Raw genomic sequence first — 16326 nt, 5'->3', positions numbered from 1 at the left:
GCCCGGCTCAGCGCCGGATGAGACCGAGACCGGTGGCCGTGGCGACGGCGGCCGTGCGGGAGTCGACGCCCAGCTTGGCGTAGACCCGGGCCAGATGGGACTTCACCGTGCCCTCGGTCAGGTGCAGACGGCCGGCGATGTGCTGGTTGGACAGTCCCTCGGCGACCAGCGAGAGGACCTCGGTCTCACGGCGGGTCAGCGAGGTGTGCGGTTCGCGCAGCCGGGTCATGAGCCGGTCCGCGACAGTGGGGGCGAGCGCGGTCCGGCCCGCCGCGGCGGTGCGCACCGCGGCGGCCAGCTCCTCCGGCGGCGCGTCCTTGAGGAGGTACCCGGTGGCACCCGCCTCGATCGCGGGCAACGTGTCGGCGTCGGTGTCGTACGTCGTGACGATCAGGACGCGCGGGGCGCCCGAACGCGCCGTGATGGCCGCCGTGGCCTCGGCACCGTTCATTCCCCTGCCGAACCGGAGGTCCATCAGCACGACGTCGATGTCACCGAGTCCGGACCGGACGACGGCCTCCTCCGCGGTCGCCGCCTCCGCGACCACCGTGATGCCCTCCTCGGTCTCCAGCACCGCGCGCAGGCCCGCCCGGACCACCGGGTGGTCGTCGGCGAGCAGCAGCCGGATGGGTGTTGGGGCGATCTCGGTCACGGCCGGTCCTCGGGGTCGTCGTCGGTGGAGGCGAGGGGAAGCCGGGCGGACAGCGCGGTGCCCCGCCCGGGGGCGGACTCGACGGTGAGCGTGCCGCCCTCGGCGCGCACGCGGGCCCGCATCGCGGCCAGCCCGAACCCGCCACCCCCGTCCGCGCCGGGCACCCGCACGGCGGCCGGGTCGAAGCCCACGCCGTCGTCCACGACACCCAGGACGACCGCGTCGTCCCGATAGCTCAGGGTGACCTCGGCCGTGCCGGCCCGGGCGTGCCCGACCGTGTTGGCCAGCCCCGACTGGGCGACGCGCAGCAGGGCCACCTCCCGCGCCGTGGACAGCGGGCGCGGCCGCCCGGCGAGGCGGAACCGCACGCCGAGCCGGTGCCGGTCGGCGGTGGTGGCGCACAGCCGCTCCAGCGCGTCGGCCAGCGGGGTGTCGTCCAGCGCGGGCGGGGAGAGGGCGGCGACGAAGCGCCGGGCCTCGGCGAGACTGTCCAGCGCGGCCTGCCGGGCCTGGCTCACGTGGGTGACGGCGGACTCCGGCCGGCCGGGCAGCGCCCGCTCCGCGGCGCGCAGCAGCAACTGGATGCTCGACAGCCCCTGGGCGAGCGTGTCGTGGATCTCCCGGGCCAGGCGCTCGCGCTCCTCGAGGACACCCGCGGCACGCTGGGCGTCGGCCAGGTCGGCACGCGTGACGGTGAGCTCCTCGATCAGCCGGCGCCGCCGCTCGCTCTCCCGGTACAGCGCCTGGTAGCCCCACACCACCGCCACGGCGACGGCGGCACCGAGGGCCGGGCCGATCGCGGTGGCCGCGGTGAACGTGCCCTCGTGGGCGGAGAAGGCGGCGACCGCCGCGACCGCCGTGCCGAGCACCGCGCCCAGCCCGGCCCGCCGCGGCAGGAGATGGAGCTGGACGAAGTACAGCGGGAACGCCAGCCACACCGCCTCGGCGGACAGGACCAGCAGCACCAGCCACACCGCGCCGACGGCCGTGAGCCACAGGGCCGCGGCCCGGCGGGACGCGCCGATCGCCGGGACGGCCGGGCCCACGGCGTACACCGCGCCCAGCACCGCGGCCACGGCGAAGACGGCGGGCGCGTGCGGCCGGCCGTCCGCCACCGCACGCAGGGCCACCAGGGCGAGCAGGCCGGCCACGAGCAGGTGCATGGCCCGGGCGAGGGAGCGGGGGGTGGGAGTCAGCGCGTTCACGGTCGTTCCAGCCTACGGACCTCCCGGCGGGCCGGGCATCTGCCGAAAGTGAGAGGCCGGCCCGCACCCTTCGGCCCGCGAAGTCCCCGCCCAGGGCCGATGCCCGACAGGGTCCCGAACGGCGACGGTGGGGACGTCGCCGATTCCGCGGCGACAGCTCCTCACTCCACCACGCCGCATCGAGAGGCCGGGCGAAAGACGTGTTTGTCGCCTTGAGAGACCTGACGTTCGCCAAGGGCCGGTTCGCCCTGATGGGAACCGTCGTCGTACTGATCACCCTGCTGGTCGGGCTGCTGTCCGGACTGACCGCGGGCCTGGCCCGGGAGAACGTCTCCGCCGTCACGTCCCTGCCCGCCGACCGGATCGCCTTCGCCGCGCCGAGCGGCGGCCAGGACCTGTCGTACGCGGACTCCACGGTCACCGGGACGCAGTGGCGCCGGTGGGCCGACGCCCCCGGCGTCCGCGGCGCGGAGCCCCTCGGCATCACCTCCACCCGGGCCCGCGCGGGCGACCGCAGCGCCGGGGTGTCCGTCTTCGGCGTCCGGCCCGGCTCCCCCCTCGCGCCCGCGGGCAGCCGGATCGACGACCGTACGGTGGTGCTGTCCGCCGACGTCGCCGACGAGCTCGGCGTCCGGACGGGCGACACCGCCACCGTGGGCAGCCGGCGGCTGACCGTGGCCGAGGCCGGGGGCGACGCCTCCTTCAGCCACCTGCCGGTCGTCTGGACGAGCCTGCGGACCTGGCAGGCCGTCGCCCCGCCCACCGGCGACTCGGCCGGCCCCACCGCGACCGTGATCGCCCTGGACACCACCCCCGGCGCCGACCTGGAGGCCACGGACCGGGCGGCCGGCACCCGGACCGTCACCAGGGACGACTCACTGGCCGCGATCGGCTCCTACCGTTCCGAGAACGGCTCCCTGCAACTGATGCGCGGCTTCCTGTTCGCCATCTCCGCCCTGGTCATCGGCGCCTTCTTCACCGTGTGGACGATTCAGCGCAGCGGCGACATCGCCGTCCTCAAGGCCCTGGGCGCCACCACCGCCGGGCTGCTGCGCGACGCGCTCGGGCAGGCCGTCGTCCTCCTGGCCGGCGGCACCCTCGCCGGCACCGCCGGCGCCGTCGCGATCGGCGCCGCGGTCTCCGGCTCCGACGTGCCGTTCGTCCTTGCTCCCGCCACCGTCCTCCTGCCGGCCGCCGTGATGATCCTGCTCGGCGGTCTCGGGGCGGCACTCGCCGTCCGCCGCATCACGTCCGTCGACCCGCTGACCGCCCTGGGGAGCGCCCGATGAGCCTGCACCTGACCGGCATCACCCTGACCTACCCCGACGGCGACGGCCGTCTCACCGCCCTCGACCGCGTCACCCTGGACGTGCCGCGAGGCACCCTCACGGCCGTCGTCGGCCCCTCCGGATCCGGCAAGTCCAGCCTGCTGGCCGTCGCCGCGACGCTCGTCACCCCCGACTCCGGCACGGTCACCGTCGACGGCGCCGACACCGGCCGGATGAGCCGCGGCGAGCTGGCCGACCTGCGCCGGCGCCGCATCGGGATCGTCTTCCAGCAGCCCAACCTCCTGCCGTCCCTCACCGCGGCCGAGCAACTCCAGGTGATGGCGCACATCGACGGCCGCAGCCCGCGCGCCGCGCGGGAGCGCGCGCTGGACCTCCTCGCCGCCGTCGGCCTCGCCGACCAGGCCGACCGCCGGCCCCACCAGCTCTCCGGCGGCCAGCGCCAGCGCGTCAACATCGCCCGCGCCCTGATGAACGACCCCGGGGTGCTGCTGGTCGACGAGCCCACCAGCGCGCTCGACCACGAGCGGGGTGCCGCTGTCGTCGGCCTGATCACGCGCCTCACCCGCGAGCGGGACACCGCCACCGTGCTGGTCACCCACGACCGCACCCACCTGGCCGCGGCCGACCGCGTCACCGAGGTGCGGGACGGGCGCCTGAGCGCGCCCGCGCCGGCCGGCTGACCGGGCCGCCGTTCAGGCGCCGTCGGGACGGAGCCGGGCGGCCGCACCGGGCGGCTGGATCCGCAGGCCGGGCCGGCGCCGGTGGACCGTCAGGTACGTCACCCCGTCGGGTCCGGCCTGGACGGCGCGCGTGGAACCGTGCGGAAGCCAGGTCAGGAGCCCCGGCCGCAGCGGGCGCTCGCCGTCGGTGCACTCGAGGGTGGCCGCCCCGTCGAGGACGAGCAGCAGGACGTCGAGGTCGGGCTCCGTGTGCGTGCCGACCCGTCCGGACGCGGGGACGCGGACGACGTTGGCGTCCAGCTGGCGTCCCGGTTCCGCGAGCCGCCACAGGGCGCCGGCGGGTGCGTCCCCGGCGAGGGCGAGCAGTTCCGCGGTGTCGCACAGCACCCGGGGGAGGGGAGCCCCCTGGTCCGGAGCGGGGGAGCCGCCGTCTTCCGCTGCCATCGGATGTCACCGTCCGCCGTGTCCAACCGCGGCCGCCCGCCGCCCCGTTGGGCGGCCGTCCTGGCACGGCCCGTCAAGTGACGCACTCCACAGGCCCACAGCCGCGGGTAAAGGGGAATCTAACATGCGTGTTTGTTAGGGTCCGGGTGTGCGGCTGACGAAGTTCACCGACCTGGCGCTGCGTTCCGTGATGCGCCTGGCGGTCGTGAAGGACGGCGACGATCCCCTGACCACCCGCGAGGTGGCCGAGGTCGTCGGGGTGCCGTACACGCACGCGGCGAAGGCCATGACCCGCCTCCAGCACCTCGGTGTGGTGGAGGCCCGGCGCGGCCGCGGCGGCGGACTGACACTGACCGGTCTGGGGCGGCGGGCCTCGGTCGGCTGGCTGGTCCGGGAACTCGAGGGGGACGGCGAGGTCGTCGCCTGCGAGGGCGAGACGCCGTGCCCGCTGCGGGGGGCCTGCCGGCTGCGGGGCGCCCTGCGTGACGCCCAGGAGGCGTTCTACGGCGCGCTTGACCCGCTGACCGTCGCCGACCTGGTGGCCTCACCCACCGGCCCGGTCCTGGTCGGCCTGACGGTTCGCCCGTCCGGCTGACGGATGAGCGGGGCTGCAGGTGCCTGCCTGTGACTCAAAACACGAATCTCATCTACCAATTAAGGAGTCGCCGTGCTCTCCGAACAGTCAGTCCCCGTGGTCCGGGCCACCCTTCCGGCGGTCGGAGCGGCCATCGGTGACATCACCGAGCTGTTCTACCGGAAGCTCTTCGACGCCCACCCCGAGCTGCTGCGGGACCTGTTCAACCGGGGCAACCAGGCCAGCGGGGAGCAGCAGAAGGCACTGGCCGGGTCCATCGCGGCGTTCGCCGGCATGCTGCTGGAGCGTCCCGACGCCCGTCCCGACGCGATGCTCTCCCGGATCGCCCACAAGCACGCCTCCCTCGGCATCACCTCCGACCAGTACAAGATCGTCCACCAGCACCTGTTCGCCGCGATCGCGGAGGTCCTCGGCGACGCGGTCACCCCGGAGGTCGCCGCGGCCTGGGACGAGGTCTACTGGCTGATGGCCAACGCGCTCGTCGCCATCGAGGCCCGCCTCTACCAGGAGGCCGAGGCCGTCGAGGGAGGGGTCTGGCGCCGCATGGAGATCGTCGAGCGGCGCGAGGAGAGCGCCGACGCCGTCTCCTTCGTGCTGCGGCCGGCCGACGGCCGGCCCGCGCGGCCGTTCCGCCCGGGCCAGTACGTCAGCGTCCGGTCCGAACTGCCCGACGGCTCGCGGCAGATCCGCCAGTACAGCCTGTCCGCCGCCCCCGGCCGCTCCGACCGGCGGATCACCGTCAAGCGCGTCCAGGGCGCCGGACAGCCGGACGGCGAGGTCTCGTTCTGGCTCCACGCCACCGCGCGCGAGGGTGACGTGCTCACCGTCTCCGAGCCGTTCGGCGACCTCGCGCTGGCCGACGGCGACGGGCCGCTGCTGCTGGCCTCCGCCGGAATCGGCGTCACCCCCATGCTGGCCATGCTGGACCACCTGGCCGCCACCGGCACCGGCCGTCCGGTCACCGTCGTCCACGCCGACCGCACCCCCGCCGACCACGCCCACCGGCAGGAACAGCTCGACCTGACAGGCGCCCTGCCGAACGCCCGGCTCCACCTCTGGTACGAGGAGCCCGGCGACCAGGCGCCGGAGGCGTCGGCCGGACTCGTCGACCTCGACGGCGTCGACCTGCCCGCCGGGCTCACGGTCTACCTGTGCGGCCCGCTGCCCTTCATGCGCGCCGTCCGCGGCGACCTGCTGCGCCGCGGCGTACCCGCCGAGGCCATCCACTACGAGGTCTTCGGGCCCGACCTCTGGCTCGGGCAGCAGTAGACCCGCCGGTGCCGCCGCGCACCGGCCGGCTGCACCCGCGTGCCGGCGACGGACTCCGCCGCCGGCGCTCCCGGCCCCGGACCGGGTCAGGCCGCCGCGGTGAAGGCGGTGGTGATGGCGGTGTCGACCCGGGCGTGCACGACCAGACGGGGGCCGGACGAGTCGGCGTCGTTCGCCAGTAGCCGCCGGACCGGGGCGCTGTGGGTGACGACGCTCATCAGGACACCGAGGCGGCCGCACCACTGATGGGCCCGGAGCACGGCACTGACCGCGGCACCGCTGGAAGCCTCCTCGGTCAGGACGATGACGACCGGAGCCGGCTGATGGGCGTCGACGAGAGCGGTGATGTGCGTGGACAGCCCGGCCCGCCCGTCGATTCCCGGATCCCGGTCCACCGTGATGACGAGGACTCCGTGCTCCAGGGTGTGGGACAGCATCGTGGTGGCCTCCGATCTGACGCCTGACGGCGAAGTGCCTTCAGTGAAAGTGCCCAGGACCCGGTCCGCAACGCGCGGCGACGGCGACACCGCGGCCGGGGCGGACCCCGCGCAGCCGTGCCGCGGCACCGGGTGCCCGAGGACGGGCGGGTGAACACCCGGCCGTCGCGGGGCCCGGCGGAACCCCGCACCGCCGCCGCGTACGATCGTCCGGTCCGTCCCCGAACCGGCAAGGAGTCCCGACCGGTGCCCGCCCTCCTTCCGCCGCCCCGAACCGGGTCCCGTCTGCTGGACCCGGAGCGCCTGACCCGCGTGGAGGACGGTGAACGGCTGCACGCCCTGCTGTGGCGGCCCGGCCCGGGCTGGCGGATGGCCGGCAGCGCCGTGCTCGGCGGCGGCATCGCCGACTGCGCCTGGGTCCTCAACGCCCAGGTGGAGCACGGCTATCGGCGCACCGACCCCGCCCGGCACCTCGCCGAACTGGCACGCACCGCCGGAGCCGAGGGCCGGGGCATGGGCCTGATGACCGCCGCCGACGTCCGCGAGCCCGGCCGCGCGCGGGACGGGGGCGCGGAGGCCGTCGTCACCGCGGGCGTCTCCGTACGCGGGTGGGCGGCCGCACCGCAGGAGGGCGGCACGGGGACACCCGGGCCGGGCACGATCAACATCGTCGCCGCCCTGCCGGTGGCCCTGAGCGACGCGGCCCTGGTCAACGCGGTCATCACGGCGACCGAGGCCAAGGTGCAGGCACTGCTCGAAGCGGGCCTGGACTGCTCCGGCACACCGACCGACGCCGTGTGCGTCGCCGCCCGCGCGCCGCGACCCGGCACGCAGGTCCACGCGTTCGCAGGACCCCGCTCCGAGTGGGGCGCCCGGCTGGCACGGGCCGTGCACCGCGCCGTACTCGACGCGCTGCCCGCCGCCCCCGGCTGAGCCGCCGCCCAGCCTCGAGTCCCGCGCGCCACAGCCGGCTTGGGCCGCCCGGACGGCCGCGGGGAACGGGCTACAGGGAGGTCCTGCGCCGCGTCGCCGCCGCGCGCAGGGCCAGTGCCGCGGCAAGCAGGACCCAGGCCACGGCGCAGTACGCCCAGGCCGTCGCACCCCGGGCCGCGCCGACCGCGCTCCACACGGCCCACAGCGCGAGCACCACGCACAACGCCGTCCACGAGATGTCGGCGACGCGGGTGCGCAACTGCGCGCGCTGCCGCGTGCCGGGTTCCAGATCACCGAGACCGTTGCCGGCGGGTGCTTTCCGCTCGTCCACGCAGGGCTCCTTCGACGGATGCTCACGAATGGACGTCGGGTACCCCCTCGGGGATCTCGCACGCGCGCCGGGCACACGTGCGCGGGGACGGCCCGCTCCGGCCGTCCCCGCGACTGTTCCTCAGGTACCGATCAGCGCTGTCCGCTCTTCTCCAGCGCCTTGTCCAGGGCGGCCGCGAACCCGTTGGCCCACAGCTGGTTCACCCGGCTGCGCTCGGTGGAGTTGGGGTACGCGTTGGTGCAGGACGTGCCGGGGCCGCCGCCCGACATCAGTTCGCTGCACGGGCCGCTGTAGTGGTCGGGCAGACCGAGCACGTGCCCGGTCTCGTGGGCGGTCACGCGAGTCGAGTCGTACTGCCGGTTCTGCGTGTAGTCGAGGAAGATGTAGCCGCTGCCGTGCCCGTTGGTGGAGGCGTACGAGCCGCGCGAGTCGTTGCCCTCGTAGTACGAGAAGTCGGCGCCGGAGCTGGCCTCCTGGAGGCGCACGTTGGACACGGAGCTGTTCCAGATCTGGGCACTGCGGGATATCTGGGTGCGGAAGCTGGGCGCGTTTCTGGTGCTGTAGTAGACGGTGACGGCGGCCGCCGCGGACGGGTTGGCCGCCCGCTTCTTGGCGACGGACTTGACGACCGCCTCGAAGAACTCCTGGTTGGCGCGGGCGTCTTCGCCCGAGCCGGCCGAGGGCACGTAGCCGGCCTGCGCCGCGGGGGCCTGGGGCTGGGGAGCGGCGGCGGTCACGGCCGGGCCGGTGCCGAGCACGGCGGCGGTCAGACCGAGGCCGACCGCGGTGGACAGCAGGGGCAGGGTGATGCGCATCGATGACTCCTTGTGTGGGGGAGTGGGGAGAAGTCGTCACCGGTGAGTGTGGGGCGCCCATGAGCCCGCTGTGATGATGGCAACAGGTGATAGGGCCGGGCTATCACCCAGGTTCGACCGGCGTGCAGAACTCGCCCTGTTCCGAAGCCTTTTGTTCACCTGGCGCAACCAACTGTTCCGCTCTACGCTCCCTGCATGGAGCTCGAGGTGAGGCACCTTCGCGCGCTGTGCGCCATTGCCGACGCCGGCAGCCTGCACCGCGCGGCACGTCAACTGGGCGTCTCCCAGCCCACGTTGAGCACCCAGTTGAGCCGCATCGAACAGGCCCTGGGCGGGCAGCTGTTCGTCCGGGAACGCACCGGGTGCCGCCCCACCCCGCTCGGCCGCACCGTCCTGGGCCGGGCCCGCCCGCTGCTGGCCGACATGCGGACCCTCGTCCGAGAGGCCCGCGCCGCCGCGGCCGGCGGCGAAAGCCGGCTGCGCGTCGGCTCCACCGCGAGCCGGGCCCTCGCCGGCTGGCTGCGCCGGCTCAGACGCCCCGGCCTGGAACCGACGCTCCAGATGGACGTCTCCGCCAACGCGCTGCTGCGCAGGGTCTGCGACGGCCAGCTCGACGTCGCCTTCGTGCACGAGGTGGAGGGCTGCCCGCTGCACGTCCCCGAGGGCCTGCGGGTGCGGGTGCTGGTCGAGCGGGAGCCGCAGTTCGTCATGCTGCCCGCCGACCACCCGGCGGCGGCCCGCCCCGTCGTCCACCTCACGGACCTCGCCGACGACCGGTGGATGGTCGACCCCACCGTCGACGGCGAGTGGGACGGCGTGCACCGCATGCTGCGCGCCGTCGGCCTCGACCCGCGCGTCCTGCACGGCGACTACCACACCGCCGCGTCCCTCGTCGCGACCGGCGAGGTCGTCACCGTCTGCCAGCCCAGCTCCCAGTCCCGGCCCGACATGGCGGTACGGCGCCTCCACGGCGACCCCCTGGGCGTGCGCCTGCTGCTGGCGGCGCGCACCCGGGCCGAACTGGACGCGGTCTACCCCGCGCTCGAGGAGGCGTACTGGGAGGTGGCCCGGCAGTCCTCCGCCTACCGCGAGTGGCTGGAAGGCCCCCGGCCGCACGCCGTGGCCACGTGCCCGCCGGTGACCGGTGCGGGGCCCGGCCGGGCGGACTTCGTTCCCGTCCGCCGAACCGGACCATCCGACCATTCGGGTGCTTTCACTCCCGAACCGGTATGACAACAGGGCCAAACGGTTACGCAGAGGTGCATGAGCTCTGTGCGACGACTTCCCCCCATGCGTTCTGCGGCCGTGCTGTGTGCCCTGGGCAGTTCCGTACTGCTGATGACGGCCTGCACGAATGCCGATACGACCCGCTCGAGTGTCGCCGAGGCGGCCCAGACCGGTTCTCCCACCGGTTCCCCCTCGGCCACCGACACCGCCTCCCCCACCTCGGCTTCCCCCTCGGCCTCGATGGACGAGGACAAGGCCGAGCGCAAGGCCCTGGTCCCGATGGCCAAGGTGACCTGGGACCAGGCCGCCGACACCGCCGTCAAGGAGGTCTCCGGCGGCAAGCTCGTCGACCTCGAACTGAAGATGACCCCGGCCGACGCGACCGCGTCCCCCACGGGCTCGCCGATGCCGAGCACCCCGAACCCCGCTCCCAGCCAGGGCTCCCCCGAGTGGGAGGCCAAGGTCGCCGCCTCCGACGGCACCGTGCACATGATCGACGTCGACGCGGTCAGCGGCAAGGTCTTCCGCACCCAGCCCGAGGCGGACCAGAGCGCCGACGACAAGAAGAAGATCGCCGGCTGGCTGAGCAAGGCCACGCAGACCCCGCAGCAGGCGGTGAAGGTGGCCACCGGCAAGGTCAAGGGCACCGTCACCGGCGTCGAACTCGAGGAGAATGACAACCAGCAGGTGATGTGGGCCGTCGACGTCGTGAACACCGACAACTGGAACGAGACGACCGTCGGCGTCGACGCCACGAACGGCAAGATCCTCAGCGAGGACGTCGACACCGACTGAGCGCCGGTCCGGCAAGCACTTCGGGAGCAGCGGGCATCGCCCGGCTGCTCCCTTCTCTCGTGCGGTGCGGTGCGGTGCGGCGTCAGGCGGCGGCCTCGGCGACCCCGGTGGCTTCCGCCTCCTCGCCCCGCATCCGGCCCGGCAGGGTCAGTACGGCCAGGAAGCCGCACACCGCGACCGCCGCGAAGAAGTAGAAGCCCCACGGGTGACCGATCCCCGAGGAGACCAGGGCACCGGTGATCGACGGACCGACGATCGAGCCGATCCGGCCGATGCCGGACGCCGAGCCGAGCGCCGTGCCGCGCACGGACGCCGGGTAGTAGTTCGTCACGTAGGCGTAGACGAGCACCTGCGCGGAGAAGACGAACACACCGGTGAGGAAGACGACCGTGTTGAGCAGCAGGTCGCTCTCCATCCTGACGCTCAGGCAGGCCAGCATGAGCACCGACACCGCGAACCAGCCCATCGTGGTGCCCTTGATGCCCCTCCGGTCGGCGACCCACCCGCCGAGGACCAGGCCGACGACACCGCCGACGTTGAGGACGAGGAGCTGGGTGACGGCCGTGGGGACGGGGTATCCGGCGTCGTTCATCAGCTTCGGCAGCCAGGTGTTGAGGCCGTACACCAGCAGCAGCCCCATGAACGAGGCGACCCAGATCCCGATTCCCGCGCGCAGGTACGCCGGCTTCAGCAGCTCCGTGAACGGCAGCCGCGCGGCTCCGTCCTGCTTGGCCCGCACGAAGGCCTCCGACTCCGGGAGCTTGAACCACTGGACGCCGGCGACGAGGAGGCCGACGACACCGAGCACGTAGAAGAGGATCTCCCAGTCGTCGGTGACCTGGAGGGCCAGCAACGAGGTGATCACCGCGCCGGTGTGGTAGCCGGTCATCGTCAGGGTGCTGGCCCGCGCCCTGCGGCCGGCCGGCATGTGCTCGGCCATCATGGTCAGCGACACCGGCATGCAGGCGCCGAGGCCCAGTCCGGCGGCGAGACGCAGGGCGGCGAACATCGCGACGGAGTTCGCCAGCGGCACCACGAGGGTGAAGACCGAGAACACCACCACCGAGCCGATGAGCAGGCGGCGGCGCCCCAGCCGGTCGGCGAGCGGGCCGACGCAGACCGCGCCGATGGCCACGCCGACGAGCGACAGCGTCGCGACGGTGGTCGCGTCACCGGCGGTCATGCCGAGATGGTGGGTCTTGAGCAGGGTGGGGATGATGGCGCCGAGGACGACGAGGTCGTAGCCCTCCAGCAGGACGGTGATCCAGCACAGGAGCACGGTCCATCTGCCGTTTCCTGTGGTGCCGGTGCGGGCCGGCGCGTCGGACGTGGTGGCGGAGGCCATGGTGACATTCCCCCCAGGGGACGGGAGCGGGCGAGCGGACGGGGAGGAGCGGGAGAGCAGGTTCAGAAGGGGTAGTCGGCGATGTCCGGGCGGACGGTGACCCACTGGGTCTCGGTGAACGCCTCGACGTTGGCCGCGGCGCCGCCGAAACGGGAGCCGGTGCCGGAGGCCTTGACCCCGCCGAAGGGGGCGTTGGGCTCGTCGCCCACGGTCTGCTCGTTGATGTGGACCTTGCCGGATTCGATCCGGTCGGCGAGCTTCATCGCCGTACCGACGTCACCGAGGATGCCGACGGACAGCCCGTACTCGCAGTCGTCGACGATCCGCGCGGCCTCGTCCAGGGTGGTGAAGGAGACGACGGGGGCGACGGGGCCGAATATCTCCTCGCGCCAGGCCGGCATGTCGGCGGTGACGCCGGTCAGTACGGTGGCGCGGTAGCAGGCGCCGTCGATCTCGCCGCCCGCGGCGACCTTCGCGCCCGCCGCGACGCTGTCGGTGACGATGCCGTGCACCCGCTCCAGCTGGCGGCGGTCGATGATCGGCCCGAGCGCCACGTCCTCGCGCGCGGGGTCGCCGACGGCGAGAGCCTCGGCCTTCGCGGCGAGCGCGGCGGTGTACTCCTCCACCAGCGACTCGTGCACGATGTGCCGGCCGGTCGTCATGCAGATCTGGCCCTGGTGCAGGTAGGAGCCGAACGCGCCCGCCGAGGCCGCCCTCCGCACGTCCGCGCCCGGCAGCACGACCAGGGCGTTGTTGCCGCCCAGCTCCAGGTGGGCCCGCTTCAGCAGCCGGCCGGCCTGCTCGCCGATCGCCCGGCCGACCGGAGTGGAGCCGGTGAAGGAGACGACCCGGACCTCGGGCGCCTCGACGACCGCCCGGCCGACCGAGCCGTCGCCCGGCAGCAGGTGGAGGACGCCGGCGGGGAGCCCGGCCTCCTCGAGGACACGGGCGATGACGACACCGCCGCTCACCGCCGTGCGCGGGTCCGGCTTGAGCAGCACCGCGTTGCCGAGGGCGAGCGCGGGGACGACCGAGCGCAGGCCGAGGATGAGCGGGAAGTTGAAGGGCGCGATCACGCTGACGACACCGGCCGGGCGGCGGCGGGCGAACGACCAGCGGGCCTCCTCGGAGGTGAGCACCTCGCCCTGGGGATGCGTCGGCAGACCCGCGCACTCGAAGCACTCGCCGATCGCGAGCCCCACCTCGAAGCCCGCCTTGGTCCGCACCGATCCCGCCTCGCGCACCAGCCAGTCCTCCACCTCGGCGGCGTGCTCGGTGAAGAGCTCGCCCGCGCGGCGCAGTACGGCGGCCCGCTGCTGCGGGGAGGTCGCCGCCCACTCGCGCTGGGCCCGCGCGGCCCGGGCCGCGGCGCGCCCCACGTCCTCCGCCGAGGCCAGGCCCACCGAGCCGAGCCGGTCACCGGTCGACGGTTCGGTCACCGGCCGTTCGGTGGGGGAGTCCTGCCAGCCGTCGCTGAAGAACTTCCCGCCCCAGACGTCGCTGTCCAGGAAAGTCATCGTCTACCCCTTCGTCGGGTTCTTCGGGTGCCGAGCGCCTCAGCGGCTCCGGGTGCTCGGCCGGCCGTCGGGCCGGAGGTCAGGACGGCGTGGTGAGCGCCGTGTCCACCTGGATCAGTCGCGGGCCCTCGGGCCGCTCGGCCAGCGCGGCGCGCAGCTCCTCCACGCCGCCGACGTGCTGGGCGCGGACGCCGTACCCCTCCGCGATGCGGGTGAAGTCGAGCCCCGGGATGTCGAGTCCGGGAGCGTCCGGCACGCCGAGCAGGCCGCCGAACCAGCGCAGCGCCCCGTACGTGCCGTTGCGCAGCAGCACCACGGTCAGCGGGACCCGGTGCTGCGCGGCCGTCCACAGCGCGGTGATGCCGTAGTTGGCCGAGCCGTCGCCGACGACGCCCACGACCGGGCGGCCGGGCTGCCCCATCGCGACGCCCACCGCGCCCGGCAGTCCGAAGCCGAGCCCGCCGGCCGCCGGGAAGTAGTAGGAGCCGGGCCGGCGCAGGTCCATCTGCCGCCACCACGCCGAGTTGGTCGACGTCGACTCGACGACGTACGCGGTGTCTTCGGGCAGTTCGTCGCGCAGCGCGGCGAAGACCTGCTCCGGGTGCAGGGCCGGCCCCTGCGCGGTGAGCGGCTCGGGCACCGGCCGGTAGGGGCCGCCCGGCTCGGCGGGAACCCCGAGGGCCTTCAGCAGAAGGTCGACGACCGCGCCCGGGGCGGCCACCAGCGCCTCGCCCATCGGTGCCCGCGCGGCGGCGGAGGCGTCCTCGGTGACCTGGACGAGCCGGGTGCCCTCGGGGAGATACCGCCCGGGCAGGTACTCGTGGTAGCGGAACACCGGCGCGCCCAGCACGAGCACCAGGTCGTGGCCCTCGAAGGCCTCCGAGATCGGCGCGATGCCGGCAGGCAGCACGCCCCGGAACAGCGGGTGCCGGTTCGGGAAGGGCAGCCGGAACTGCGACGGCGCCGCCCACACCGGCCCGCCCAGGCGCTCCGCCAGCCGCACGGCGTCGTCGAACAGGCCCGCCGAGTCGATGTCCCCGCCCAGCACCAGCGCGGGACGCCGTGCGGCGGTGACCCGCTCGACGAGCCAGCGGCTCTGCTCCGCGTCGGGCACGGAGGCCCGCCGCACCTGCCGGTCGAGGACGGCCAGGGCGTTGTCGCCGACCTCGGCGTCCCAGTCGTCGTAGGGGACGGACAGGTACGTCGGCCGCCGCTGGAGCCGCGCCTCGAAGACCGCCTGGGCGAGCGCCCGCGGCACGTCCTCCGCGCACGCAGGCTCCGCCGCCCAGCCGACCAGCGGCTTCATCAGGGCCGGGGCGTCGACGCTGGCCAGGTTGGCCTCGGGGCCGACGGCGGGCCGCACCTGCTGTCCGGCGACGACCACGAGGGGGGTGCGGGAGGCCACGGCGTTCGTCAGGGCGCCCATCGCGTTGCCGGAGCCGGAGGCGGCGTGCAGATTGACCAGCACCGGACGGCCGGTCGCCTGGGCGTAACCGTCGGCCATGCCGACCACGGCACCCTCGTGCAGACCGAGGACGTAGCGGAAGCCCTCGGGCAGACGGGCGAGGAAGGGCAGCTCGTTGGAGCCGGGATTGCCGAAGACGGTGGTGAGGCCCTGGCGTTCCAGGAACTCGTGGGAGACACGGCGCACGGATGGCACGGACGTTCCTTTCGGAGTGACGTCGGACACGCTAGGCACCCCATGACATGGGCACCAATAGATGTTTCGGGGGCCCGATATAGAGTCGATCGATATGGGCACCTTCGATCTCAACCTGGCCCGGGTCTTCGTCCTGCTCTACGAGACCGGCAGTGTCACGGCCACTGCGGAGACGCTCCACGTCACGCAGCCCACCGTCAGCTACAGCCTGGGCAAGCTCCGCCGGCACTTCGCCGACGAGCTGTTCCGCCGCACCGGGCGGGGACTGACGCCGACGGCGGGTGCCCGGCGGCTGTACGAGCCGCTGCAGCGTGCCCTCGCGGACATCGACGGGACGGTCCGGCAGGCCGACACCTTCGACCCCCGGGCGATGTCGGGCCGCTTCACCATCGCCCTGTCCGACCTCGGCGAGGCGACCCTCCTGCCGAGGCTCCTGGCCGCGGCCCGCGAGCGGGCGCCGGGGGTGTCCTTCACCGTGCGCCCGTTCGACGTGGAGGACGCCGAGAGCCAGCTGCGCCGCGGCGACCTCGACGCGTTCGTGGCCACTCCGGTGCTGACCTCGCACCGGACCGTGCGCATCCCGCTGTTCCAGGAGCGCTACGTCCTCATGGTCGCGGCCGACCACCCCCGCGTCCGGGGCGACGCGGTCACCCTGCCGGAGCTGGCCGCCGAGCACCACGCGACGGTCTTCGGGCCGAGCGGGCACGTCACGCCGCGTGCGGTACTGGCCGCGCACGGACTGCTCGGCCGGGTGGTGGTGGACGCCACCCGCTTCTCGATGCTGCCCTACCTGCTGGAGCAGACCGACCTGATCGCCATCGTCCCCGAGTACGTCGGTGAGGTCTTCACCAGCTCCCACCGCGTAAGGCTGGTACGGCTCCCGTTCGAGACCGACCCCATCGAGGTGGCGCTGTACGCCCGGCACGAGTCCTCGCGCAGCCCGGCGCAGCGGTGGCTCGTGCGGTTCATGGCGGAGGTCCTGGGCGAGCAGATCAGTCCCGCCCAACTCCCGCCGACGGCCGCCCGTTGAGGCCCCCGCGGCACGGGCGTCCTGTACTCCGCCCCCACGCGGAACTCGCCGCCCGGCGCGTCGTGTCGGGGCGGCCGCGCCGGCGCGGCCGTGGGCCCGCTC

17 protein-coding genes are annotated in these 16326 nt (G+C 74.1%); 8 read left to right on the top strand and 9 right to left on the bottom strand.

From position 1 onward, the window contains the following. Positions 1 to 7 precede the first annotated feature (7 nt). Together AC0VYN_RS19405 and AC0VYN_RS19400 are read right to left on the bottom strand one after the other, a co-directional pair. A complete protein-coding gene (locus tag AC0VYN_RS19405; RefSeq protein ID WP_475536934.1) occupies positions 8 to 643 on the bottom strand; it encodes a response regulator in 636 nt (211 codons plus the stop codon). A 5-nt stretch (positions 644 to 648) separates the two neighbouring features. Next, positions 649 to 1815, bottom strand: a complete 1167-nt coding sequence (locus AC0VYN_RS19400; RefSeq protein WP_475536933.1) for a sensor histidine kinase — start codon at positions 1813 to 1815, stop codon at positions 649 to 651. A 242-nt stretch (positions 1816 to 2057) separates the two neighbouring features. Here AC0VYN_RS19400 and AC0VYN_RS19395 point away from each other — a divergent pair, with 242 nt between their 5' ends. Further along, complete coding sequence (locus AC0VYN_RS19395; RefSeq protein ID WP_475531946.1) at positions 2058 to 3146, top strand: ABC transporter permease; 1089 nt, start codon at positions 2058 to 2060, stop codon at positions 3144 to 3146. Next, complete coding sequence (locus AC0VYN_RS19390) at positions 3143 to 3826, top strand: ABC transporter ATP-binding protein (RefSeq protein ID WP_475531945.1); 684 nt, start codon at positions 3143 to 3145, stop codon at positions 3824 to 3826. Before AC0VYN_RS19395 ends, AC0VYN_RS19390 begins: the two co-directional genes overlap by 4 nt. 12 nt (positions 3827 to 3838) lie before the next feature. On the opposite strand, the gene AC0VYN_RS19385 is transcribed toward AC0VYN_RS19390, so the two are convergent. Then, positions 3839 to 4270 (bottom strand): hypothetical protein, encoded by a 432-nt coding sequence (locus AC0VYN_RS19385; RefSeq protein WP_475531944.1) that lies wholly within the window; start codon positions 4268 to 4270, stop codon positions 3839 to 3841. A gap of 148 nt (positions 4271 to 4418) precedes the next feature. Here AC0VYN_RS19385 and nsrR point away from each other — a divergent pair, with 148 nt between their 5' ends. Continuing rightward, positions 4419 to 4865 (top strand): nitric oxide-sensing transcriptional repressor NsrR, encoded by a 447-nt coding sequence (gene nsrR, locus AC0VYN_RS19380; RefSeq protein WP_475531943.1) that lies wholly within the window; start codon positions 4419 to 4421, stop codon positions 4863 to 4865. 72 nt (positions 4866 to 4937) lie between these two features. Next, positions 4938 to 6134: a globin domain-containing protein gene (locus AC0VYN_RS19375; protein ID WP_475531942.1), complete on the top strand. Its 1197-nt coding sequence runs from the start codon at positions 4938 to 4940 to the stop codon at positions 6132 to 6134. An 86-nt stretch (positions 6135 to 6220) separates the two neighbouring features. On the opposite strand, the gene AC0VYN_RS19370 is transcribed toward AC0VYN_RS19375, so the two are convergent. Further along, positions 6221 to 6571, bottom strand: coding sequence for a hypothetical protein (locus AC0VYN_RS19370; protein WP_475531941.1), 351 nt, complete (start codon positions 6569 to 6571; stop codon positions 6221 to 6223). Between the two features lie 246 nt (positions 6572 to 6817). Here AC0VYN_RS19370 and AC0VYN_RS19365 point away from each other — a divergent pair, with 246 nt between their 5' ends. Continuing rightward, a complete protein-coding gene (locus tag AC0VYN_RS19365) occupies positions 6818 to 7504 on the top strand; it encodes an adenosylcobinamide amidohydrolase (RefSeq protein WP_475531940.1) in 687 nt (228 codons plus the stop codon). A 70-nt stretch (positions 7505 to 7574) separates the two neighbouring features. Here the strand turns inward: AC0VYN_RS19365 and AC0VYN_RS19360 are convergent, their stop codons facing one another. After that, positions 7575 to 7835 carry a hypothetical protein gene (locus AC0VYN_RS19360; protein WP_475531939.1) on the bottom strand — a complete coding sequence of 87 codons (261 nt, stop codon included), beginning with the start codon at positions 7833 to 7835 and terminating at the stop codon, positions 7575 to 7577. Positions 7836 to 7966: 131 nt separating this feature from the next. Further along, the gene (gene snpA, locus AC0VYN_RS19355; protein ID WP_385470139.1) at positions 7967 to 8650 is read right to left on the bottom strand and encodes a snapalysin; all 684 of its coding nucleotides are present in this window, start codon (positions 8648 to 8650) and stop codon (positions 7967 to 7969) included. A gap of 195 nt (positions 8651 to 8845) precedes the next feature. Between snpA and AC0VYN_RS19350 the strand changes: the two genes are divergently transcribed. Next, the gene (locus AC0VYN_RS19350; RefSeq protein WP_475531938.1) at positions 8846 to 9883 is read left to right on the top strand and encodes a LysR family transcriptional regulator; all 1038 of its coding nucleotides are present in this window, start codon (positions 8846 to 8848) and stop codon (positions 9881 to 9883) included. Between the two features lie 57 nt (positions 9884 to 9940). Next, complete coding sequence (locus AC0VYN_RS19345; RefSeq protein WP_475531937.1) at positions 9941 to 10672, top strand: PepSY domain-containing protein; 732 nt, start codon at positions 9941 to 9943, stop codon at positions 10670 to 10672. Positions 10673 to 10754: 82 nt separating this feature from the next. On the opposite strand, the gene AC0VYN_RS19340 is transcribed toward AC0VYN_RS19345, so the two are convergent. The 3 genes from AC0VYN_RS19340 to mdlC form a co-directional block, all read right to left on the bottom strand. Further along, positions 10755 to 12017 carry an MFS transporter gene (locus AC0VYN_RS19340; RefSeq protein ID WP_475531936.1) on the bottom strand — a complete coding sequence of 421 codons (1263 nt, stop codon included), beginning with the start codon at positions 12015 to 12017 and terminating at the stop codon, positions 10755 to 10757. A gap of 62 nt (positions 12018 to 12079) precedes the next feature. Then, positions 12080 to 13534 (bottom strand): benzaldehyde dehydrogenase, encoded by a 1455-nt coding sequence (locus AC0VYN_RS19335; RefSeq protein WP_475531935.1) that lies wholly within the window; start codon positions 13532 to 13534, stop codon positions 12080 to 12082. Positions 13535 to 13613: 79 nt separating this feature from the next. Further along, the gene (gene mdlC / locus AC0VYN_RS19330; RefSeq protein WP_475531934.1) at positions 13614 to 15194 is read right to left on the bottom strand and encodes a benzoylformate decarboxylase; all 1581 of its coding nucleotides are present in this window, start codon (positions 15192 to 15194) and stop codon (positions 13614 to 13616) included. Between the two features lie 94 nt (positions 15195 to 15288). Between mdlC and AC0VYN_RS19325 the strand changes: the two genes are divergently transcribed. Then, the gene (locus tag AC0VYN_RS19325; RefSeq protein WP_475531933.1) at positions 15289 to 16224 is read left to right on the top strand and encodes a LysR family transcriptional regulator; all 936 of its coding nucleotides are present in this window, start codon (positions 15289 to 15291) and stop codon (positions 16222 to 16224) included. Positions 16225 to 16326 lie beyond the last annotated feature (102 nt).

It is taken from the genome of Streptomyces sp. 63XJN7_1_ISO-PGPR-S23-121, assembly GCF_056173025.1.
The sequence above is the reverse complement of the archived record's forward strand: the minus strand, read 5'-3'. Positions and strand labels throughout refer to the sequence as shown.

Bases quoted from the DNA above. Each gene is read 5' to 3' on its own strand.
- AC0VYN_RS19400 (WP_475536933.1), bottom strand. From the start codon at position 1,815: ATGCACCTGCTCGTGGCCGGCCTGCTCGCCCTGGTGGCCCTGCGTGCG.
- AC0VYN_RS19390 (WP_475531945.1), top strand. From the start codon at position 3,143: ATGAGCCTGCACCTGACCGGCATCACCCTGACCTACCCCGACGGCGAC.
- AC0VYN_RS19385 (WP_475531944.1), bottom strand. From the start codon at position 4,270: ATGGCAGCGGAAGACGGCGGCTCCCCCGCTCCGGACCAGGGGGCTCCC.
- AC0VYN_RS19370 (WP_475531941.1), bottom strand. From the start codon at position 6,571: ATGCTGTCCCACACCCTGGAGCACGGAGTCCTCGTCATCACGGTGGAC.
- snpA (WP_385470139.1), bottom strand. From the start codon at position 8,650: ATGCGCATCACCCTGCCCCTGCTGTCCACCGCGGTCGGCCTCGGTCTG.
- AC0VYN_RS19350 (WP_475531938.1), top strand. From the start codon at position 8,846: ATGGAGCTCGAGGTGAGGCACCTTCGCGCGCTGTGCGCCATTGCCGAC.
- AC0VYN_RS19345 (WP_475531937.1), top strand. From the start codon at position 9,941: ATGCGTTCTGCGGCCGTGCTGTGTGCCCTGGGCAGTTCCGTACTGCTG.
- AC0VYN_RS19340 (WP_475531936.1), bottom strand. From the start codon at position 12,017: ATGGCCTCCGCCACCACGTCCGACGCGCCGGCCCGCACCGGCACCACA.
- AC0VYN_RS19335 (WP_475531935.1), bottom strand. From the start codon at position 13,534: ATGACTTTCCTGGACAGCGACGTCTGGGGCGGGAAGTTCTTCAGCGAC.
- AC0VYN_RS19325 (WP_475531933.1), top strand. From the start codon at position 15,289: ATGGGCACCTTCGATCTCAACCTGGCCCGGGTCTTCGTCCTGCTCTAC.